General features: G+C 54.6%; 18 protein-coding genes. 11 read left to right on the plus strand and 7 right to left on the minus strand.

The annotated features are described in order from the left end of the window. Positions 1-12 precede the first annotated feature (12 nt). The 6 genes from BUE18_RS15485 to BUE18_RS15510 all read left to right on the plus strand — a co-directional run bounded on the left by BUE18_RS15485 (position 13) and on the right by BUE18_RS15510 (position 7637). On the plus strand, positions 13-813 hold the full coding sequence (locus tag BUE18_RS15485) for an acyltransferase (RefSeq protein WP_073477088.1): 801 nt from the start codon (positions 13-15) through the stop codon (positions 811-813). A gap of 40 nt (positions 814-853) precedes the next feature. Beyond that, positions 854-1606, plus strand: a complete 753-nt coding sequence (locus BUE18_RS15490; RefSeq protein WP_073477089.1) for an alpha/beta fold hydrolase — start codon at positions 854-856, stop codon at positions 1604-1606. A gap of 4 nt (positions 1607-1610) precedes the next feature. After that, positions 1611-2468, plus strand: coding sequence for a rhomboid family intramembrane serine protease (locus BUE18_RS15495; protein ID WP_073477091.1), 858 nt, complete (start codon positions 1611-1613; stop codon positions 2466-2468). 263 nt (positions 2469-2731) lie between these two features. Then, on the plus strand, positions 2732-5386 hold the full coding sequence (locus tag BUE18_RS15500) for a methyl-accepting chemotaxis protein (RefSeq protein WP_073477093.1): 2655 nt from the start codon (positions 2732-2734) through the stop codon (positions 5384-5386). Between the two features lie 222 nt (positions 5387-5608). Beyond that, complete coding sequence (locus tag BUE18_RS15505) at positions 5609-5809, plus strand: cold-shock protein (protein WP_015947224.1); 201 nt, start codon at positions 5609-5611, stop codon at positions 5807-5809. Between the two features lie 535 nt (positions 5810-6344). After that, the gene (locus BUE18_RS15510; protein WP_073477095.1) at positions 6345-7637 is read left to right on the plus strand and encodes a DEAD/DEAH box helicase; all 1293 of its coding nucleotides are present in this window, start codon (positions 6345-6347) and stop codon (positions 7635-7637) included. A gap of 81 nt (positions 7638-7718) precedes the next feature. Here the strand turns inward: BUE18_RS15510 and BUE18_RS15515 are convergent, their stop codons facing one another. The 6 genes from BUE18_RS15515 to BUE18_RS15540 all read right to left on the minus strand — a co-directional run bounded on the left by BUE18_RS15515 (position 7719) and on the right by BUE18_RS15540 (position 14734). Beyond that, the gene (locus tag BUE18_RS15515; RefSeq protein WP_073477096.1) at positions 7719-8756 is read right to left on the minus strand and encodes a methyltransferase; all 1038 of its coding nucleotides are present in this window, start codon (positions 8754-8756) and stop codon (positions 7719-7721) included. A gap of 57 nt (positions 8757-8813) precedes the next feature. Next, complete coding sequence (locus BUE18_RS15520) at positions 8814-9443, minus strand: TetR/AcrR family transcriptional regulator (protein WP_073477098.1); 630 nt, start codon at positions 9441-9443, stop codon at positions 8814-8816. A gap of 179 nt (positions 9444-9622) precedes the next feature. Further along, positions 9623-10870 (minus strand): mandelate racemase/muconate lactonizing enzyme family protein, encoded by a 1248-nt coding sequence (locus BUE18_RS15525; RefSeq protein WP_073477100.1) that lies wholly within the window; start codon positions 10868-10870, stop codon positions 9623-9625. Further along, complete coding sequence (locus tag BUE18_RS15530) at positions 10867-12540, minus strand: PP2C family protein-serine/threonine phosphatase (RefSeq protein ID WP_139264765.1); 1674 nt, start codon at positions 12538-12540, stop codon at positions 10867-10869. Before BUE18_RS15530 ends, BUE18_RS15525 begins: the two co-directional genes overlap by 4 nt. A 138-nt stretch (positions 12541-12678) precedes the next feature. Further along, on the minus strand, positions 12679-14478 hold the full coding sequence (locus tag BUE18_RS15535) for a hypothetical protein (RefSeq protein ID WP_073477104.1): 1800 nt from the start codon (positions 14476-14478) through the stop codon (positions 12679-12681). Positions 14479-14503: 25 nt separating this feature from the next. Then, entirely contained in the window at positions 14504-14734 is a 231-nt protein-coding gene (locus BUE18_RS15540; RefSeq protein ID WP_073477106.1) for an amphi-Trp domain-containing protein, read from the minus strand. A 304-nt stretch (positions 14735-15038) separates the two neighbouring features. On the opposite strand from BUE18_RS15540, the gene BUE18_RS15545 reads away from it, so the two are divergent. The 5 genes from BUE18_RS15545 to BUE18_RS15565 all read left to right on the plus strand — a co-directional run bounded on the left by BUE18_RS15545 (position 15039) and on the right by BUE18_RS15565 (position 20002). After that, complete coding sequence (locus tag BUE18_RS15545; RefSeq protein ID WP_073477108.1) at positions 15039-15737, plus strand: histidine phosphatase family protein; 699 nt, start codon at positions 15039-15041, stop codon at positions 15735-15737. A 15-nt stretch (positions 15738-15752) separates the two neighbouring features. After that, complete coding sequence (locus BUE18_RS15550; protein ID WP_073477110.1) at positions 15753-16958, plus strand: acyl-CoA dehydrogenase family protein; 1206 nt, start codon at positions 15753-15755, stop codon at positions 16956-16958. Between the two features lie 87 nt (positions 16959-17045). Continuing rightward, entirely contained in the window at positions 17046-17747 is a 702-nt protein-coding gene (locus BUE18_RS15555) for a TetR/AcrR family transcriptional regulator (protein WP_073477112.1), read from the plus strand. Positions 17748-17754: 7 nt separating this feature from the next. Next, positions 17755-18828 (plus strand): phosphotransferase family protein, encoded by a 1074-nt coding sequence (locus tag BUE18_RS15560; RefSeq protein ID WP_073477114.1) that lies wholly within the window; start codon positions 17755-17757, stop codon positions 18826-18828. A 100-nt stretch (positions 18829-18928) separates the two neighbouring features. Next, positions 18929-20002 (plus strand): phosphotransferase family protein, encoded by a 1074-nt coding sequence (locus BUE18_RS15565; protein ID WP_073477116.1) that lies wholly within the window; start codon positions 18929-18931, stop codon positions 20000-20002. Positions 20003-20145: 143 nt separating this feature from the next. Here BUE18_RS15565 and BUE18_RS15570 read toward each other — a convergent pair. Further along, positions 20146-20875, minus strand: a 730-nt coding sequence (locus tag BUE18_RS15570) for an RHS repeat domain-containing protein (RefSeq protein ID WP_139264766.1), incomplete at its 5' end; no start/stop codon positions are given.

The following is a 20875-nucleotide window of genomic DNA, read 5'->3' on the forward strand; positions in this document are numbered from 1 at the left end:
AGGTTTAACCACGTGAGAAAAGATCATAGACCCTACTTTGTAAAAAAGCTGCAAAATCAATATGTAAAATGGTACACGGACCGCTATTTGCGGCCCCAGTTTCGCCATCTGGGAAAAAGCCCGGCCTTAATCCGGCCCTGGCATGTCCAGGTTTTCGGATATTCCGTGGAGGTGGGCGACTACGCCACCATTATCGCAGAGCCCCATTCCAACGTGCATTTCGTGTCCTGGGCCCAGGCGGATTTGGAAGACCTGGCGGCCATCATGGACGGCTCGGATAAAAGAGTGGACGCCAAAGCCAAGGAGGAAGCCCGCGCCCTCGGCCAGGGTTTGATCAAGCTGGGAGACTATGTACTGGTCTGCCCGGGCGTACGCATCCAGGCGGCCACCAGAATCACCATAGGCAACGGGGTCATGTTCGCCCAAGGGGCTTATGTCACGGACGCCGACTGGCACGGAATTTACGACCGGTGCATGCCCGTAGGAAGCACGGCGCCGGTTGCAATCGGCGATAACGCCTGGATTGGCGATCACGCCATTGTGTGCAAGGGCGTGACCATCGGAGAGAACAGCATCATCGGCGCCGGTTCCGTGGTCAGGCGCGACGTTCCGGCCAACAGCATCGCCGCCGGCAACCCGTGCCAGGTGGTCAAGGAGCTGGACCCGGAGCGGGTTGTCAAAGGCCGGGAAGCCATGTTCGCAAATCACGAGGAACTGCAGAAAATGCTATCTGCGGCGGATAAAGACGCCCATGACCAAAACACCCTATGGGGCTGGCTCAGGTATCTGCTTTTTCCCCGCTACGGCGATTAGCTTTATTCCCCCCACCCCCAATTGCGTCAAGGAGGCCTGTATGCCATTTGTGGAAGTCAACGGTCAAAACATCCATTATGTCCATCAAGATGCAGGTTCCGCCATCAATCTTGTGCTCATCCACGGATCCGGCGGCAGCCATGAAAACTGGCCGGAGGAATGCCTGAATATCGGCTGCGCCAACGTCTATTTGGTCGACCTGCCCGGTCACGGCAAGTCCGAAGGCGAAAGCAAGGACGACGTGGGAGAGTACACAGCCTTTGTGGACGCATTCTGCAAAGCCCTCAACCTGGAAAACGTGGCATTGGGCGGCCATTCCCTGGGCGGCGCCATTGTGCAGCAAAGCGCCTTGAACAAGGCTTCCTGGCTCACCCGCCTGGTGCTTGTGGGAACCGGATGCAGGCTGCGGGTCATGCCCATGATTTTCGAAGCCATTGAAACCAATTGGGAGGGCGCCCGGGAAATGATGGGGCAGACCGTATTCGGGTCCAATCCAGCCCCGGAATTGGTCGCCAAGGAAAAAGAACGCTCCAGGAACTCCGATCCCCAGGTTCTGCTGGGCGACTTCCGGGCCTGCGACAAGTTCGACGTTTGCCGGCGTCTGGGAGAAATCACCCTGCCCACGCTCATACTATCCGGCGACGACGACAAGCTCACGCCCCTCAAATACGGCCAATTTCTTTTGGACGGCATTGCTGGCGCCAAGCTGGTGGTCATCACGGACGCCGGGCATCTCATGGCTATGGAGCAGCCGGCGCAATTCTGCCAGGCTTTGAAAGATTTTTTGTCATGACGCCATGACGCCTTTGTTCATAAAAAACCTGCCGGACAACAAGGCCAACCTGTACGGGTTGATTTTGGAAGCCTCCAAAATCCCCTATGAGTTTAAACGGGAGGAGGACGGCTGGCAAATTTTGGTCCCCCTAACGGACCATGACCGGGCTTTCGCCCAAATTACGGCATACACGGGCGAAAACCTGCCGCAAGACCTTGAAGAGCCGGAGACTGCGCAGTTTAAGACTTACAGCGGCCTTTGGGCCGCTGGCCTTCTGGCCGTCTTTTATGCAGGAACAGGGCCTTTTTCCGAAAACAGATGGCTTCTGGAGCAAAAAGGGGCTGTGGCGGAAAAAATCCTGGACGGCCAGATTTGGCGGGCCGTCACCGCCCTGTGCCTGCACGCCGATATGCTCCATCTCATGGGCAACATGGCCTTTCTGGCCATTTTCGCCACCGGAGTCTGCCAGGTCATGGGCTACGGCGTGGGCTGGCTGCTCATCCTGCTCGCCGGCGCCTTGGGCAACCTGGCCTCGGCCTGGATGTACCAGTCCCACCATCTTTCTGGCGGAGCCTCCACCGCGGTTTTTGCGGCCTTGGGCATATTGGGCGGCATCCGCGCCATCCGGCAAAAGGCCGGCTGGGGCTTGACGTCCAGAAGATGGATCGGCCTGGCAGTGGGCCTGGCTTTGCTGGCCTTTTTGGGCAGCGGCCCCAAGGCGGACCTTCTAGCCCACTTTTTCGGATGGTTTTGCGGCGTGGGCATGGGTGCGGCTTACGCCCTGCTCAAACCGGCGCCCGTACCTCAAGAACAACAGCTTCCCTTTCTCACCCTGGCGCTCGCCATTCTTTTATGGGCCTGGGCCTCTTCCGGTCTATAGCCGGCCGTCCCAAATTCTTCAGTTTTTTGACTGGATTGCGCCATGCTTTTGACGTTCCATAGCTGCTAAGTGATTCTTACATCGCTGCACCAAAGCCCTCCCGTCAAACTTTTTTAATATAATTTCAAATATTTAAATGTTTTAATATCCCCTCATGCCTCTTTTGGCATATTCGTTGATATTAGCATCTTACTGGATTCCATATCCTTTCAGCCCATAGTTCAGTCTCAAAACCCAGCAGCCTGCAAAAGGAAGATCCATTCATGAATTGGAAAAATTGGAAAATCGGAACTCGATTGGCCTTTGGTTTCGGCATTGTCACAGCCCTGTTGATTCTCGTGGGCTCCGTCAGCTACTTTGGCGTAGGAAACATAGTCACGGACGCCGATCAAGTAATCGAGGGCAATCGCTTACAAGGCTTTTTCGCCAAAAAGGAGCTGGATGCCATCAACTGGGTTGAAAAAATTCCCGAATTGTTTAATGACGACTCGGTATCGGCGCTTACGATCGAGACTGATCCGGCCCGAAGCACTGTGGGAGACTGGTATTATTCCGGGGAAAGAAAAGAGATTGAAGCCCAAATTCCTGCAGTGGCGGCCGCATTAGCCCAATTGCAGGCCCCTCTTGAAAAGCTGCACAGCTCCGCCCAGGAGATCAAGACTGTCTATAAGCAGCCGCACACCGGGCTGTCCGAGACTTTAAATGACCGCTTGAACGACCACATGGTCTGGATTGGCAAGCTCATGAGCGGCGTTGCCGAAGAAGCGGGCGGCATGTACCTTTACCAAGCGTCCATTAGAAATACCGTGGAAATCGCCTTGTCGCAAATCAAGGCGTGCGATGAAAACGCGGATCTGGGCGATTTGGATGCCCGCCAGGCAAAGGCCGTGGAAATGATAAAGGATATCCGATTTGGCCCTGAAAACATGGATTACCTGTGGATTCAGGACATGGATACCAAGATGCTCATGCATCCGTTAAGGCCGGACCTGAACGGAAAAAGCCTGGTGGACTTAAAAGATCCTACAGGCAAGGCCTTCGCCCTGGAAATGACCCGGATTGCCGAAACAAAGGGGAAGGGCTTCCTGACTTATCTATGGCCTAAAACCAAGGACGAGCCGCCCGTCTTCAAAGTAACTTATGTCAAATTATACGAGCCATGGGGATGGGTCGTGGGAAGCGGTTTATTCCTGGACAAGGCGAATCCCCAGGCCATTCAAAGGGCCAAAGACTTCGCCCAGGGAACCCCTTTTACCATTGATATTCAAACGGACCCGGCTCTCTGCCAATTCGGCAAGTTCATTGCGGCCCCTGAAACGCAGCAGCTTATGAAGGATTTTCCGGAGTTCGGGCGATTGGTCGAGGCCATGAAGGAACCGCACAAAGCACTGCATGTGTCGGCGAAAAAGATGATCTCATTCATCAATGATCAGAATATGGCGGAGGCTCTGGACGCCTATCACCAGGAAACCATTCCTTCCATGGATAAGCTCCGTTCGCTTTTTGAGCAGGCCCAGGCCCTGGAGGACGGCTTTATCGAAGGCTATAACGAAGCCAACGCGATTTATCGTGAAAAGACCACGCCCGCATACAAAGAAGTGAGAGACAGGTTACAGGCCTTGAGCGATCAAGTGAAGCAAAACACCCTTTCCGAGCAGGTCATGCTGGACTCCGCAAAAGGCGCCCAACGCTATGTCATGGCAGCCAGCGGCATTGCCTTCCTCGCGGCCGTATTTTTGACCTTCGTGATTACCCGGGCCATTACCAGGCCGATCAAAAAAACCTTGGGAATAGCGGAAGCCGTAAGCGCCGGAGACCTTACGCAAAGGTTGCAAACCGACGCAGCCGATGAAATCGGAGACCTGTCCAGGTCTTTGGATTCCATGGCTGACGGCTTAGAGGGCAAAGCTAAAATGGCCCAGGAAATAGCCGCAGGCGACTTGCGAGTCGAGGTCGCCCTGGCCTCTGAAAAGGACAGCCTGGGCAAGGCTCTGGAGCAGATGGTCAATAGCCTGAACAATATCGTGGGGAACGTGCTTAATGGTGCTTCTCAGGTTCAAAACAGCTCAAACCAGATCGCGTCCGCCAGTCAGTCGCTTTCGCAAAACGCCACGGAGCAGGCAGCCTCCCTGGAGGAAATAACCGCTTCCATGAGTCAGATAGGAACCCAGGCGAGAACGAACGCCGAAAACGCCTCCCAGGCGAATTTACTCACCACCGATGTTTTTGACTCCGGAAGCCAGGGAAACGAACAGATGGGCGTAATGTTGGAGGCCATGAAGGAGATAGAAGCTGCCTCCTCGGACATTGCCAAAATCAACAAAACCATTGACGACATTGCGTTCCAAACAAACCTTCTGGCCCTTAATGCAGCCGTCGAAGCCGCCAGGGCCGGCGTTCACGGAAAAGGTTTCGCCGTGGTGGCTCAGGAAGTTCGCAATCTCGCCGCCCGAAGCGCAAAGGCTGCAGGCGAAACCACGCAATTGATTGAAGACTCCCTTAAAAAGGTGGAAAGGGGCGCCCTTATCGCAGAGGAAACGGCCGATATCCTCCAAAAAATTGTGGAGGGAGTATCGAAAGTCTCGGATCTTATAGGCGAGATAGCAGCCTCATCCAACGAGCAGGCGCAGGGTGTAGCCCAAATCAATCAGGGGCTTGGGCAAATAGACTCTGCAACGCAGCAGAACACGGCCAATGCGGAGGAGACCGCGGCGGCGGCCCAGGAACTGCACGCGCAAGCCAGCGAGTTGAAAACACTGTTGTCCCATTTCAGAACCAAACGGATGCGGGAAGGCGCCCCGAATAAACAATCCGCCCTGGCCTTGCCTGAACCCGGACCAGCGGTCCCGGGTTCGCCGGAGCCGGAGCAGGACGGCTATGATGCAGTGGACGCCCGGCAAGTCATTTCTTTGGATTAGGAGGCTGCAGGTAAATGGGGAAACAGGGAGGCGGAGAAAAAAACTTGCGCCTCCCTGTAAAAAAGTCTTGCTTTTATTAAAAGTTGTGTTATCTTATCGAAGATTAAACGGCCCCGCGTTGGTTTTGCGGGGTGATTTTTTTCTGTAGGACCCTGCCGCAAACCAATGTCGCATCCTCCAGTCAAAAATCTTTGAAACTTTTATTTTAGGAGGATGATCTCCATGGCAAATGGTACTGTAAAGTGGTTTAACGATCAAAAAGGTTTTGGTTTTATTGAGCAAGACGGCGGCCCCGATGTTTTCGTGCATCATTCCGCAATCAACTCCAGCGGCTTCAGGAGCCTGAACGAAGGCGACCGGGTGACCTTCGATATCGAGCAGGGCGCCAAGGGCCCCTCTGCGAAAAACGTCACCGTAGGCTAAGTTTTCGCAAGAAAATTCCAGGGCGCGTTTCTTTTGGGAGGCGCGCCCTTCTCACTTTGTTTTTGAGCTTATGGCGCCGGAAGCGTCAGCCTTCCAAGTCATGCTCTGGGCCTTCCCCATCTTTATACAGGGCTCGCCCTCTGAGTGATCGCCTGTATTACTACGCTATCCGCCTCAAAAAAGCCGTGCTCTTATTCCCCAGGTTCAATTCGGGAAAAAAGCGCTATCTTTTTCTTCTGACAACATTAGAAGCTCGCTTAGCGATATAATTAAAGGCTTTTTAATGGTTTCGCCGGCTGACTTGGGCATTCTGCGGCAAGCGATTAATCAAACAATCAATCTAATACTCATTTAAAAAATGCAGTTTGATTGTGCAGTTCAGCAATTTTAAGCGCTAAGGCATCAAACGGCGATTAGCCATGACCCGCACGCCGATAGTTCGCGAGAGGGATGCATGTCCCTATAATGCCGCCAACGTCTTTTCATAAAGGGGTTATTGGACCCTACACACTTTTTTTATAAGGAAACATTTCATTTGAATTTTACCAGTTTTGGTTTTCATAAAAACGTCGCCGCCGGAATTTCCGCGGCGGGCTATTCCACCCCCACTCCCATTCAGGAAAAAGCAATTCCTCAGGTCATGCAGGGACGGGACCTGATGGGGCTTGCCCAGACCGGCACGGGGAAAACAGCCGCTTTTGTACTGCCTATCCTGCACAGGTTGATGCAAAAGCCCGGCAAAGGGGTGCGGGCCTTAATTATAGCCCCCACCCGTGAACTTGCGGAGCAAACGCATGAAGCCATAAATGCCCTGGGCGCCCAAACCAACCTGAAAAGCGTTTCGGTATATGGAGGCGTAAACCTCCAGCGCCAAGTGACGCGGCTGAAACAAGCTGACATTGTTGTGGCCTGCCCAGGCCGGCTGCTCGACCATTTAGGACGGAAAAACGTGGATCTTTCCCGTGTGGAAATGCTGGTTCTGGATGAAGCGGATCAAATGTTCGACATGGGCTTTTTGCCGGACATCCGCAAAATATTGACCTTTCTGACCCGCAAAGGACGTCAAACCCTCATGTTCTCGGCCACCATGCCCGTGCAAATCAAACGGCTGGCCGGGGAGGTCCTTCACAACCATGCTTTGGTTCAGATTGGGCGTGTGGCTCCGGCGGAAACCGTCAAACATGCTTTTTATCCCGTGGCGCAGCACCTGAAAACAGCCTTGCTCCTTCAATTGTTAGGCAGCACCGGGACGGAATCGGTCTTGGTGTTCACACGCACCAAGCACAAAGCCAAACAATTGGGGAACAAGCTGACCAAGGCCGGATTCAGCTCCACGTCCCTCCAAGGGAATTTATCCCAGTCCCGAAGGGTTGACGCCATGAACGGGTTCAAATCCGGCAAGTACCGGGTGCTGGTGGCGACGGATATCGCCGCCCGGGGCATAGATGTGGCCAACGTCTCCCATGTCATCAACTATGATATGCCGTCGACGCCTGAAACCTATATGCACAGAATCGGCAGGACCGGCAGGGCCGAACGCCGCGGTGAGGCATTTACTTTTATCACCAATGACGACCGGCAAATGGTCCGGGCCGTCAACCGGGCCATCGGCTCCAATGTGGAGCAGCGCACGGTCCAGGATTTTAACTATCGGGCCTCCACGCCTGAAACAGGCAGGCAGGCGGCTCAGGCCCCGCCCCGGCAACCCGCTAAAAAGAAAAAATCCCGGCAAGATTCTCCCCCGGTGCAAGTACGCAAAAAGAGCGGCTCAAGAAGGCGGGCTGACAGAGAGGCGAAAGGGGCTTTTACCTGGGTTTCTGCCGGGTAACGCATAGTTTCCAAAAACAAGGGGGCCATGCGGCCCCCTTGCCCATTTCAGGCAATCCATCCTGGGTCACATATTCAGAGATTATTTGCGGCCTTTTCGAGCGACGATCATGTCCATGGGCCCATGGGCCGCAATGGTTGCGTCTGTGACCATGGAGCTTTGAGTGGAGATAAATCCCGCCTTGATCATGGCGTCCGCCAAAAAACCCCGATCAAAAGACATGTCCATACCCTGCAGCGCCGTAGGCAGCCAGGTTATCACGGATTGCGCCGGCGCCGTCTTTTCCTCGCTCAGGCCGTCCGAGCTGACCAGCAGGACTCCGCCCGGACTAAGGGCCTCATAAATCCTGGCCATGAGTTCATCCATTCTGTCCCGGTAAAAATTCAGGGTGTAATTGGCCATGATGAAATCATAGCCCTCACCCATGGGGTCTTCCATATAATCCCCGGAGAGCGTCTTTATCCGGGATTCCATGCCGTATTCGGCAATAAGCTCCTCGGCCACCCGGCATACGGCGGGCTGCTCCATGATGGCGCACTCGAGAGAGGGGTGGGAAGCCAATACGGCGACCGCGATCATTCCCGGGCCGCCGCCCATATCCAGCATGCTGGAAAATGAGCTGAATTCAGGCAAAGCCGAAACATGCGCCGCAATAAGCTGAGCCCGGCCCGCCCGAGCGTTATTGATGCTAACCCGGGCGCCCTGCTCCCAAATCTCCTCCCGCCCCATGTTTTGAACGGGTTCAGGGCCGTCGCAGATAAGGTTTATCATGCCTCCGTTCATCATGGGTCCTGTCCATCTTTCCATAAAAAGCAGCATAGGGCCGATGCACTGCTCGCTGGCCGGGTCAAGATACGCCCTGGCCATGGATGTCATTTCAAACACGCCTTCGGACTTTTTCAGGCACCCCATGGCGGTCAAGGAATTTAGCATAAACTCCGTGTTTTCCGGCTGAGTTCCAATTTTTTCGGCCAACGTCCCGGCCGTCAGGGGCTCGTCAAAATGATGGAACACGCCCAATTCCAGGGCCGCCTTGATCAATTCCCATTTCACGGCCTCGTAGGGAAGCAGGGACAGGCCGTTGTCGTCGGGTCCTTTTGGCGGAAGCGATTTTTTCATTCTTTCATTCTCCTTTAAAACTTTTTCATCCCCGAATGCGTTTTCAATCCTCCCGGACTATTCCAGATCTCCGGGATCAGGCGACAGCCCGCGCAAAACAAAGCCGGTCAACTCATTCAAAAAACGGGCGTCCGCTTCGCCCCCCCGCCCCTGATTTTCTTCATGACGTAGAAAATGGTCGTGATACTCCCACCAAACATGGGCGGACCCGGTTATAAAAGAAAATATGTTCATGGGAGTCAGGTCCGCCCGGATTTCGCCCCGCGCCTGGGCTTGCAGGAAATACTCCTCATACATGTGATGCCATTCATCCTCGCCGGGCCAGGGGTCCTGCGCCCCCGCCAAATTGTCCCATTTGGAAAGCCGCAGCATAGTGGGATTGTCTCTGTAAAACGAAAACATGGCCCCCACGAATTCACGCAGGAATTCCCAAGCTGGAATCGCGGAATCCAGTACGGGGTGTTTGGCGCCGGCGTACCGGTCCACAATGGCCGCCTTCACCGCTTCATAAACCCCTTCCTTGCTCTTGAAATGAAACATGATCAAAGGTCCGGACACCCCCGCCTTTTCCGAGATTTCCCGAACAGACGTCCCGGCGAAGCCTTTTTCCGCAAACAGGTTCTCCGCCGCTTCCAGGATAACCGCTTTGGTGGCCTCTGCATTGCGCGTTTGTTTTTCCTTGGACACGCCCTTATTCTCCCTTCAAATTAGCTTACTAAACGTTCAATAAGTTAATAAAGGAAGAATGTCAAGAACTATTCCGCCCCCAATCAAATCCTAAACACCAACAAAAAAACCCCGCCGAAAAAAGCGGGGTTTTGCTTCTATTTACAAGGAGATATATTGATAGAATTTTGAGCGGGGAATCAGCCCTGGCCCATCCTTTTCTTGCGGGCCTTGTCCACTTCCAGGGAAACCTTAATTCCTCGATTTTTAATGGAATACCAAACCAGGCGCTTCTTATCCATGACGAAAAACCTGCGGCCGTACTTTTTCAGGGCCTTTTCATTGATGTTGAAACCCAGGCCCGGCAACGTGGGAGTCTGAAGCGAACCCGACTGGTGGGTGAAGGGGGTTTCCAGGATGCCGTCTCTGGCCTCGATGACCCAGCCGGGAGGCGCGTAGGGATATTCCAGGGCTTTTTTCCCGGCAAAGCCGCTGGCGGCCATAAGCTGCAGGTTGATGGCGAAGCCGATGCCGTTGGTCCAGGTGTGGGGGCTGTATAAAAGGCCGTGCTCCTTGCACAGCTTGGCGACTTCAAAGGTCTGGGCGATGCCGCCGGTAAAGCAGGCGTCGGGCTGGAATATGTCCAGGCAATGCCTTTTGATCATCATGGCCAGTTCCGGCAGGCCCGAGGAATTGAGCTCGCCGCCGGAAATAGGAACCTTGCTGTAGGCGGTCAACTCGGCCAGGTCGTCGTAAGCGTCCATGGGCAGGGGCTCTTCGATCCAGGCCAGGCCGGCGTCGGCGCAGGCGTCGGCGAAATATTTGGCCCGCTGCATGTCCCAAAGGGGCGCGGCGCCTACGACGGTCACGCGCCAGCCCTGGTTGGCGTCCACGCCGATGGCCATTTTATCGCCCATGGCTTTGGCGGTTTCCGTAACCTGCCGGATGTCCATGTCCGGGTCAAAATCATGGACGCGCAGCTTGACCGTGCGGAATCCTTCTTCGTATCTGGCCTGGACTTCCTCGATGCGCTCCTCCGGTCCTTTCACCTCTCCGGTGGAGGCGTAGAGGTCGATCTTGCAGGCCTTGCCGCCAAGAAGTTCGTAAACCGGCTTGTCCTGCTTCTTGCCCAGGATGTCCCAGAAGGCGGGTTCGATCCATCCCTGGCGCTGCCCAATGTAGCCCACCTCCCGGACCCGCTGCTGGATCAGGTCAATGTCCGTGGCTTCCTCACCGAGCAGATACGGCCCCAGCACCTCCCCGAGGCCCGCCCGTTCCCGGCCCATGGCCGTGCACGCGCTGTATCCGATGATGCCGTCGTCGGTGGTCACTTTAATCAGATCAAAGCGGTTTTCCGTTTGGGGGAGGCCGGGAATCCAACTGGGGTAAAAGGGCGCCGGCAGGGGAATGGCCACGTGATACAGTTCTATCCGCGCAATTTTGCTCATGCTTTTCTCCTTAGACAGATCATGGTGATGTCATCGAACTGGGGCTCTTCGGCCATGTGTTCAAACAGCGCTTTGTCCATGGACAAAACCAGGCCGTGGGCCGAATCCTGGGCGCCTTCCACCAGGGACAGGATGCGCTTCCGGGAAAAAGCCTCGCCTTTCGGGCTGCGGGCGTCCAAAACGCCGTCGGTGTATCCAAAAAGCAGGTCGCCGGCCTCCATGGCAACGGAGCCATGACCGAACTCAATGCCCTCCCGCAGGCCTGCTGCGGGCCCGGTGGGGTTCAAGAATTCCCGAGACCCGTTGTTTCTCGCCAGGATCGGGGGTTCGTGGCCTGCATTCACATAATCCAGCTTGCCGCCGGCCGGGTCCAGCACGCCCAAAAACACCGTGGCGAACATGCCCTGCTCCCCGTGCACGGAGGCGATGTAGTCGTTGGTGTGGGATACGGCGTACAAGGCGCTTTGGACGTGAGTTTCATAGTCATGGCTATCCTGGCAATCGTCCCCCAACTGCAAGGTGTACACACGCAAAAGGCTTCTGAACAAAGCCATGAACAAGGCTGAGCCAACCCCTTTGTCGCAGACATCAGCAATGACAAAGGCCACGCCGCCCCCAGGCAGCTTGAAGACGTCGTAAAAATCCCCCGCCACCTGCCTCGCCGGATGAAAATCAGCGTCAATCTCCCAGCCGGAAACCCCGGGGATGTCCTTGGGAAGAAAATCCTGTTGAATTTTTCGCCCTTGCTCCATCTCCAATTCCATGACCTTCATGCGTTCCTTATCCCTCAGAACGCCGATCATGTTGTTAAAACTTTCCGACACAATTCCCAACTCGTCATTGGAAACCAAAGGCGCCCTCACATTATAATCCCCGCCCTCCACCTTTCTGATAGCCCTTTCCAGATTTGACAAGGGAACGACAATGCTTCTGGCCGCCATGCGGGCTACAATAATCGTGGCGATGGTGCATCCCACCAGCAGGAAGGAAATGACAGCCAGCTGAGAATTCAGCAGGGACTCGGGGTCCTGCGCCAGCATGAGCCGGGTTTTATTGTATACCACAACGGACAGCATCAGGAAGGGAAGCACTCCGGTCACGACCAGAGAGATGATCATTCTCGTCCCCATGGTCATGCGCCAGGCGCCTTTCACGCCCGTAATTTTGTCATTAGGGAACAATTTCGGCCACAGCTCCCGGCTGAAAAGCTCCATATTAAAAAAGATCAGGCTTGTGGTTATGACCCCTGAAAACAAGATCCCTATGAACATGCGATAGGGCAAACGCGGGTCGCCGGAGATATTTTCAAGAAAGGGGATCATGATAGGAAAAACCAATGAGGCGGCCAGCCAGTTCCAAATGGTGGCCAGGGCGGATAAGTAAGGAAGGTTGATAACCTTCCTTTTGGCGATCTCCTTGATCCCGGGCGCCTCCTGCATCCGTCCGTTCAGGACGTCCATATACGCCACAACATCCCGGAACCATCTGCGAACAGCCAGGCCGGTGATCAGGATTTGCAGGAGAAAAATCCCCGCCGATCCATAGAATATCCCGCTTAAATTGTCTGCGACGGTGATTGAGTCGAAAAACACAAAATATAAGATGCAAAGCGCCATGCCCACAAAATTGCCGCCGACCGTCCTGCGGCGGAAGCTCTTCAGCAAAAACATTTTGCTGAACGATTCCGCCTCGCCTTGATTATTTTGTGTTTTGCCCAAGTCTTTCACTGCTCTTCCCCGCTGTCTGAACCAAAAGCCGGACGCCCCATGGCGCAGCGCCTCTATTGCATTTTGTCAAACTATAGCTGTTTATACAGAATGTCCACGACTTCGATAACTTTGTCTCGCAAAACACTCCCATATTAACAGGAGAAGGGCCGCCAGGCCAACCCCTGCCGCGATCCAAATTCCTTGGGGACGAAAGATTAACAGAATCTCTCTTTCCCCCGGCTCCTTAACATGGACTCCCAACAGGCCTTGTTTGTCCACAACCTCTCCGAAAGAAGACGACCAGCCCGGATCGTAATTCTGGTTGATTACGCAAAGCCCCGGCGTCTGCATATCACTATGAACCCTTACCCGATTATAGCTCACATCAAGGAGCCCGACCTCGCCCCGGCCTGAAGCCAGCCAAACCTCTCCGCGGTAATTTTGCAAATATTTCTCAGGGCCGCCGGCTTTCAAATCCAGCCGGGACGGTAAGGCGTTAGTGGGAATTTGAATGCTTGAATTCCACTTGATCACCCCCGTGTTTTCCATAAGGTTAATATACAAGGGGCCGTACAAAACCTGGCTGAAAGCCGCCCGCTGCTCCACTTTCGGAGGATCGTGAAAAAAAATCAGCGGTATGATCAGCCGGTTGGCCGCCAGGGGATAAACCGCCGCAAGGGCCATAAAAAGGGCTAAAGCTAACTTTATATTTCGGCTTTTCACCCAGTTGAACAGGGAGTGAAAAAAGCCTCCGAAACCCAGACAGATAAAGAATAAGATATAAAAATTAAAATACTTGACCGTATTGTACATGGCCCCAAACACGGGCAAGCGGGACAAAGGAGCAAAAAGGTCAAAGGGCAAGTATAAGCTAAAGCTGACGGCGATGGACAACCCCAGAAGGACTGCAACGCCTATATAGCGCCGAAAGGACAGCAGGGGGGACAAACAGGCCAGAGCCAGGGCAAGGCCCCCGCACCCGATATACTCCGGCCCCACAAGATTCGGCCCGACCCCGCCCGAGGACCTGGCAATCTCAATAAAGGGACGCGTCTTGACATAACCCTCCCAAAAGGCGGCGATCCCCTGGAACGGATTGAAAACCGGCAAGGCATCCTGGGCGGGCTTGAAGATCTGATAATCCACCGTCCTGGGATTGACCGCCAGCAAGCCGGTGAGCAGGTAAAACTTCACCGCTCCGATCAAACAGGCGAAGACGGCGGCCAGGATCAGATTTTTCAAGGTCAGCCTTCCGCTTAAGCCCCCGTTCTCCCGCCCCGGCAAGGCTTTGCCGAAGAGCCAAAGCAGCCCCAGGAAGAGCAAGGTCACGGGCAGGACGAAATTCGCCTCCGCCAACAACAAATATAACAACAGCACAGCGGCGAAAAAGTATCTTTTATCCCTTCCGGCGCCGGCCAGGCAAAAGGCGATGAGGGGAAATAGGTAATAAAAGGTCTCCCAGTAATTCCCCCCAAACAGGCGTGCAGGAAGCCACCCGGATACGGCGTACAAGGCCGTCGCGCTAAACACGCCCCACCGGTTGAACCCGAGTATCCGCCGCGTGTACAGGGCCATGCCGGCCGTCCCGGCAAGAAATATCAGGAAGACGTTTATGCGGCATCCAAGGATTTCTCCGGCCGCGAGTATGACGGGGAGCAACGGGGAAAAGGAAGGATCGTGCGGGTGGGCCGCCAAAGGAAACCCGCCGTTCACATAGGGGCTCCAGAACCCGGGTTCGCCCTGATCCAACAAGGAGTCCCGGGCCGCCTTATGGTGAAAATACAACTGCCGCCAGTCCCCGTTGGAAAAATCCGCCGTCTTGTTGGGGCGGAAAAACAGGGGGACAGCCATAATAAGGCACGCCAAAACCACCAACGCGGCCATTATGCGGTTTTGCATCCGTCTGCTTGGAATGAATCCCGGATCAGTCAGATTTATTTTCCCATTTGAACTGGAATTCCACTTCTTCCGAGTTTCCTTCCCGCTCATGCTCAATGTTGAAAACCGCGCCCGCCGGCACGTTGATCCTCTCCCCGGCAATCTGAATGCGGAAAGGCTTGCCGCTCTCCAGGCAATCCGCCAGGCGCCTGAGCTTTTCCACCGTCTGCTTGACGGAATACTCTTTGACGACGTCGCGTTCCTTCTTGGCTGCCATAACTGTCTCTCCTTATAATTCGTCGGGCGCTCAAAATAGCATATTCGCCCAGCCGATACAAGGCTGGGGCGTTTGAAGGGCTTTCCTGAAAACGCGCCGCAGCCTTCCCAAGTGGAAGGGTTTTTGCATGAAAATATAAATATTCCGGTTCGCCTGACCATCCTGGATTCACGCACAATTTCACGACCGCGCTAAAAAAAGAACGATCGCTCGTTTTTTTATTGACACCCGAGTAAATATGCTTGATAATTGCTCCAACATGCGGGCGAACCAGCCCGAACAACCTCAAGGAATGATATTGGCAATGAGCCTTCTATACATGGTGCGCCACGGACAAGCCTCCTTCGGGACGCCGAATTACGACAGATTGTCCCCCACAGGGCAAGAGCAGTCAAAGAATCTGGCCAGGCATCTCATTGACAAGCAATCCAAGTTTCATGCGGTGTACACGGGAAACATGCTGCGTCATCAGCAGACCGCCCAGCCGTTGGTGGATGAGGGCGGCCTTAAGGGCCTGTGCCCCGGCGATTTTACGGTGAACGGGGCTTTTGACGAGTACGACGCAACCTCCGTGTGGACCATCCAGATTGAGGAAATGATCCGGGAGGAGCCTTCCATCGCTCAGGAGTTAAGCAGGCTTCCGGACGACCGCGAGGTGTTTGAAAGGCTTTTCCGCCAGGCCATGCTCAGATGGGTGAGCGGGGACCAGGACGAAGAAAAGGGCCCCACCTGGAAAGCCTTTTCCAGCAGGGTGGCCAAAGGCGTTAAAGAAGTGATGGAGACTCACGGGGAGGATGAGAACGTCATTGTATTCTCGTCCGCCGGCCCGGTTTCAGCCGCGCTGCAATTCGCCCTGGACCTGGATTACGCCAAGGCCATGGAGCTGGCCTTTTCCACGCTGAACGCATCCGTTACTGTTTTTGAATTTAACAGGAAACATATAACGCTCCAAGGATACAACAATGTGTCGTATCTGGAAGAGTCACTCATTACCGATAGATAAACCAAGGAGGACTGCATGGATTTTACCATCTCTGAAAGAATGCAAACCGTTCTGGGCATGATTAGAGAATTTGTGGACAAGGAACTCATTCCCATGGAGCCGGAATTCCTGACTCATGAGTTCAGGGATATGGAACCCGAATTGGAAAAAAAGCGCGACATGGTCAAGAAAATGGAACTGTGGGCGCCCAACCATCCCAAGGAATACGGCGGAATGGGCCTGAACCTCATGGACCATGCCCTGGTGTCCGAAGCCCTGGGCCGCACGCCCATCGGCCACTATGTTTTCGGGTGCCAGGCGCCTGATGCGGGCAACATTGAAATCCTGAACCTCCATGGCACGCCCGAGCAAAAAGAAAAATACCTCCAGCCTTTGATTGAAGGCAAAATCCGCTCCTGCTTCTCCATGACGGAAGTGGAGCAGCCCGGCTCTAACCCCGTGATCATGGACACTACCGCGGTCAAGGACGGCGACGACTACATCATCAACGGCCACAAATGGTATTCCTCTTCCGCCGACGGCGCGGAATTCGCCATTGTCATGGCGGTGACCAACCCTGACAACGCCAAGTACATGCAGGCCAGCATGATCATCGTGCCCAGCGACACCCCCGGCTTCAACCTGGTTCGCAACATCCCGGTCATGGGCCACGCAGGCAGCGGCTGGTCCAGCCACGGCGAAATCCTGTATCAAAACTGCCGCGTACCCCAGTCCAACCTGCTCGGCCCCGAGGGCGGCGGATTCGTCATCGCGCAAGAACGCCTCGGGCCCGGCCGCATCCATCACTGCATGCGCTGGATCGGCATCTGCACACGCGCCTTCGACCTGATGGTTCACAGAGCCAACACGCGCATGATGGCCCCCGGACAGCCCTTGGGCTCCAAACAAATCATCCAGGCCTTTATTTCCGAAAGCGCCGCTGAAATTCAAGCGGCCCGCCTCATGGTTCTCCAGGCCGCATGGGCCATGGAAACCAAGGGACACAAGGAAGCCCGCAAGGAAGTCTCCTTGATTAAGTTCTATGTTGCCGGAGTTATGCAAAAAGTTATCGACAGGGCCTTGCAGGTTCATGGCGGACTTGGTATGACAGACGACACGATAATCGCCTTCCTGTTCAGGCATGAAAGAGCCGCCCGCATCTACGACGGCGCCGACGAAGTGCACAAGGCGAGCATTGCCCGGAGAATTTTAAAGGAATACGAAGGCAAAAACATCAGATAGAAGCTCTGGGAAAGGCCTTTCCGGGCGTCAGGCTCCGGAAGGCCTTTCCCTCCTACAAAGAAAACGGAGGGAACCACCGGCCCCGCTATGATGACTTATGAAGAGTTCAAAAGCATGGTCCATCTTTCGCGGCGAGAGATCTGCAAGGAGATCTTCAACGAAAACAAGGACCTGATCAAAGTCAAAAAGCCTGAAAGGGTGGTAAAGAACCTCGGGAAAATATTCGAGGCCACCCTGGCCTTGAGCAATAAAAAAGGGTTCCATGCCATGAGCCTGAGAGATCTCTCCTCAGGCGCAGGCCTTTCCATGGGCGCCTTGTATTCCTATTTTTCCAGCAAGGAGGAGTTGCTGCGCATGATCCAGGATCAGGGCCGGCGCATCACTTCGCGCATCCTGGAGGAGCAGATAGGAACCGTCGAGGACACCCGGGAAAAATTGCAGACAGCCATTGTTGTGCACCTTTATCTTTCCGAGGTCATGCAGCCGTGGTTTTATTTTTCCTATATGGAGGCCAAAAACCTGCCCAAGCGCGCTCAAAAGGAAGCCATCCTGAGCGAGTTGTCCACCGAGCAGATGTATGCGGACATCATCAAGCAGGGCCAGCGGGAAGGAATCTTTCAGCCAAGGGATCCGGAAATGACCTCGGCTTTTATCAAGGCCATGTTGCAGGACTGGTATTTGAAAAAATGGAAATACCAGGCCAGACAGGTTACCGTGGACGCATATGGCAAAGTTGTGGTAGATTGGGCCTTCGCGTACCTGGACAACCAAACTGCGATGGAACAATAGAACCGCCATGAGCCTGATACTGGATCAACCGCATGCCCCCCGGGAAGGAGAGGAGCTGGACCTTGCGTCCATCGAGCCTTTTTTAAAAGACTCCATCCCCGGCCTGGACGGCCCTATTGAAATAAGCCAATTCCCTTCCGGACACTCCAATCTGACATACAGCATTAAAGCCGGAGACAGGGACCTGGTCCTGCGCAGGCCCCCATTCGGCGCCAAAGCCAAATCCGCCCACGACATGGGGCGGGAGTACCGGGTGATGAGCGCCCTGCACGGAAAATTCCCCTATTGCCCCAAGCCCCTGGCCTACACGGAAGACGCCTCCATTATAGGAAGCCAGTTCTATGTCATGGAAAGGATCAAGGGGACCATCATCAGAAAGGACCTGCCCGAGGGCCTGAATCTTGGGCCGGAAAAGGCCAGGGCCTTGTGCCTGGAAATGATGGACGTCCTGGCTCAGCTCCACACCCTGGACATCAGGGAAGTGGGGCTGGAAAACTTCGGCAAGCCCAAGGGATACACCCAAAGACAGGTGCAAGGGTGGACCAGGCGCTACCACAACGCCAAAACGCCCGACACGCCTGATTGCGAACCCATCATAAAATGGCTGGAAGCCAATATGCCTCCGGAACCGGACCGGGCCTCCGTGCTTCACGGCGATTTCAAGATGGACAACGTAATCCTGGATCCCCAGAACCCCACCAAAATCATCGGGGTCCTGGACTGGGAAATGTCCACCACGGGCAATCCCCTGATGGATTTGGCGAACCCGATAAGCTACTGGGCTCAGGCCGACGACGACCAGGATTTTATCGACATTCGCATGATGCCCACCCACATACCGGGGGCATTGACCAGAAAAGAACTTATCGAGCGGTACGTCGAAAAAACCGGGTTTGACATCCCGGACTTCACTTTTTACATGTGCTTCGGCGTGTTTCGATTAATTGTCATAGACCAGCAGATTTATTATCGTTTTTACCATGGCCAGACCAAAGACGAACGTTTCGCCGAGTTTATCCACAGGGTGCATGTTTTAACGAAAAAGGCCAACGCCATTATTCAAGGCGGCATGGACCTGTAATAAATTTTTCGCCCTGGGAGCAAGCTGGCCGTTATTTTACCGGATGAAAACGATTTCCCGTCGTGTAAACGCCTGTGACAAAAATATTTAGGAGCAATCCATGAGCGAAACTTTAGACAAACCAAAAGAAATTCGGGAAGGCGAAGAACTGGAAGCCGCGGCAATCGAACCCTTTTTAAAGGACTCCATTCCCGGCTTGGAAGGCGAGGTGAAGGTCAGCCAGTTTCCCTCCGGCCACTCCAATCTGACCTACAGCATTTCCGTGGGAGATGCGGACCTTGTTTTGCGCAGGCCCCCCTTCGGCACCAAAGCGGCCACGGCCCATGACATGCACCGGGAGTACAAGGTATTGAAGGCGCTTCGCGAGGCCTATCCCTATTGCCCGGAAGTGCTGGCCTACACGGATGACGAGTCCGTCATAGGCTCCCCCTTTTACGTCATGAGGCGGATCAAGGGCATCATCCTGAGAAAAGAACTGCCCAAGGAGTTGAACTTCACGCCTGAAAAAACCCGGGCCTTTTGCGAGGAATTGATCGACGTCCACGCGGCGCTCCATAACGTGGATATGTATGAAGTGGGCCTGGACACCTTCGGCAAGCCCGAAGGATACACCCGCAGGCAGGTGGAAGGCTGGAGCAAGCGCTATCGCAAGGCCAAAACCCCGGACGTCCCGGACTGTGAAGCCATCATGGCCTGGCTGGCCGAACGCATGCCCCCGGACCCGGACAAAGCCACCATCCTCCACGGCGACTTTAAGCCCGACAACGTCATCCTGGACCCCAACAACCCGACCAAAATTATCGGCGTCCTGGACTGGGAAATGGCCACCATCGGCAATCCCCTGATGGACCTGGGCAGCTCTCTCGGGTACTGGACCCAGAAAGGCGATCCCGATGAAATGCGGTCCGCCCCCATGATGCCGCCGGAGCTTGGAGAGGTCATGTCCCGGAAGGAGATCATTGACCGCTACGCCGAAAAAACCGGCATCAACATGGACAACTTCAACTTCTACTGGTGCTTCGGCATTTTCCGCCTGATCGTCATCGCCCAGCAGATTTACTATCGGTTCTACCACAAGCAGACTAAGGACGCGCGCTTCGCCCAATTGGGCTTTGCCGTGCATATTTTGGCCAACGCCGCCGACCGCATTGTGGAGGGCAAGCTGGAAATCTAATTCCGGCGCTTTTCAAATTGCAAAAAAAACAGCCCCGCCTCCGCAATTGAGTTTGCCTGTCAGGCGCTCGCGCGAGCGGGGCTTTTTTGTTATCCGTTTTCAGTCATCCATCCCTGGACGCCGCTCCGAATTGCTAAAGATAGTCAATTAATCAAAGACGTCCCTAAAAATTCCCTAATCGTCTTAACACGGCCCAGGGCGTCCGTGATGGAGGCAAGCCTGTCCTGGCCGCTATATTCATACAGCGTGTCATTGCCCATGACGTCGTTCACACGGGTCAGCAGGCCGTCCGTATAATAATATTGAACGCTGCGGGTTTCTTCGTCCGCTACGGCGGCGTCCCGGATTTCGGAAATCAGGCCATCCTCGTTGTAGTCGATCCAGACAATCTGGTTTCCGTTCTTATCAGCGTAACCCGAAGGCAGGATGCTTTCGTAATCGTCGTACAACACAAAGGCCCGCACCCCCTCGTCGTTTCCGTAGGAGACCATTCTGCCGTATGCGTCGTAATTGATCCAGACTCCGGATTTGTTCTCCCAGTGGTAAACCACGTCTTCCAAAGTTTCAAAGCCGGGCAGGACCAGGACTTCCGGGTAGGAGTCAAAGGTGACGTACCGGACCTTGTATATTTTGTCCGTGTCGTTCTTGAACACGGGCGCGGCCTGATACCAGCCGTATTGGTCGCCCGTCATATTTGACAAGGAGGCCAGGGAGATCTCCTCGCCCAGGTCCATTTCCGCTTCCGTGATGTCGGGATAAATGGATGAAGAGGCCAGCTCGAACTTGTATATGCCCTTATTGATGACGGACGTGAATTCCCTGGCGCCGAAGGTTGCCGTTTCCAAGGTCGGCAGATCAGGTTGCGCCATATTG

It is taken from the genome of Desulfatibacillum alkenivorans DSM 16219, from assembly GCF_900142135.1.
In the GTDB taxonomy this organism is placed as follows: Bacteria; Desulfobacterota; Desulfobacteria; order Desulfobacterales; family Desulfatibacillaceae; genus Desulfatibacillum; species Desulfatibacillum alkenivorans.

What these genes read in the sequence shown, in the direction of transcription:
- BUE18_RS15490 (WP_073477089.1), top strand. Translation starts at nt 854, where the DNA reads ATGCCATTTGTGGAAGTCAACGGTCAAAACATCCATTATGTCCATCAA.
- BUE18_RS15530 (WP_139264765.1), bottom strand. Translation starts at nt 12,540, where the DNA reads ATGTTTTTGCTGAAGAGCTTCCGCCGCAGGACGGTCGGCGGCAATTTT.
- BUE18_RS15495 (WP_073477091.1), top strand. Translation starts at nt 1,611, where the DNA reads ATGACGCCTTTGTTCATAAAAAACCTGCCGGACAACAAGGCCAACCTG.
- BUE18_RS15550 (WP_073477110.1), top strand. Translation starts at nt 15,753, where the DNA reads ATGGATTTTACCATCTCTGAAAGAATGCAAACCGTTCTGGGCATGATT.
- BUE18_RS15560 (WP_073477114.1), top strand. Translation starts at nt 17,755, where the DNA reads ATGAGCCTGATACTGGATCAACCGCATGCCCCCCGGGAAGGAGAGGAG.
- BUE18_RS15565 (WP_073477116.1), top strand. Translation starts at nt 18,929, where the DNA reads ATGAGCGAAACTTTAGACAAACCAAAAGAAATTCGGGAAGGCGAAGAA.
- BUE18_RS15525 (WP_073477100.1), bottom strand. Translation starts at nt 10,870, where the DNA reads ATGAGCAAAATTGCGCGGATAGAACTGTATCACGTGGCCATTCCCCTG.
- BUE18_RS15535 (WP_073477104.1), bottom strand. Translation starts at nt 14,478, where the DNA reads ATGCAAAACCGCATAATGGCCGCGTTGGTGGTTTTGGCGTGCCTTATT.
- BUE18_RS15505 (WP_015947224.1), top strand. Translation starts at nt 5,609, where the DNA reads ATGGCAAATGGTACTGTAAAGTGGTTTAACGATCAAAAAGGTTTTGGT.
- BUE18_RS15540 (WP_073477106.1), bottom strand. Translation starts at nt 14,734, where the DNA reads ATGGCAGCCAAGAAGGAACGCGACGTCGTCAAAGAGTATTCCGTCAAG.
- BUE18_RS15515 (WP_073477096.1), bottom strand. Translation starts at nt 8,756, where the DNA reads ATGAAAAAATCGCTTCCGCCAAAAGGACCCGACGACAACGGCCTGTCC.
- BUE18_RS15545 (WP_073477108.1), top strand. Translation starts at nt 15,039, where the DNA reads ATGAGCCTTCTATACATGGTGCGCCACGGACAAGCCTCCTTCGGGACG.
- BUE18_RS15500 (WP_073477093.1), top strand. Translation starts at nt 2,732, where the DNA reads ATGAATTGGAAAAATTGGAAAATCGGAACTCGATTGGCCTTTGGTTTC.
- BUE18_RS15555 (WP_073477112.1), top strand. Translation starts at nt 17,046, where the DNA reads ATGATGACTTATGAAGAGTTCAAAAGCATGGTCCATCTTTCGCGGCGA.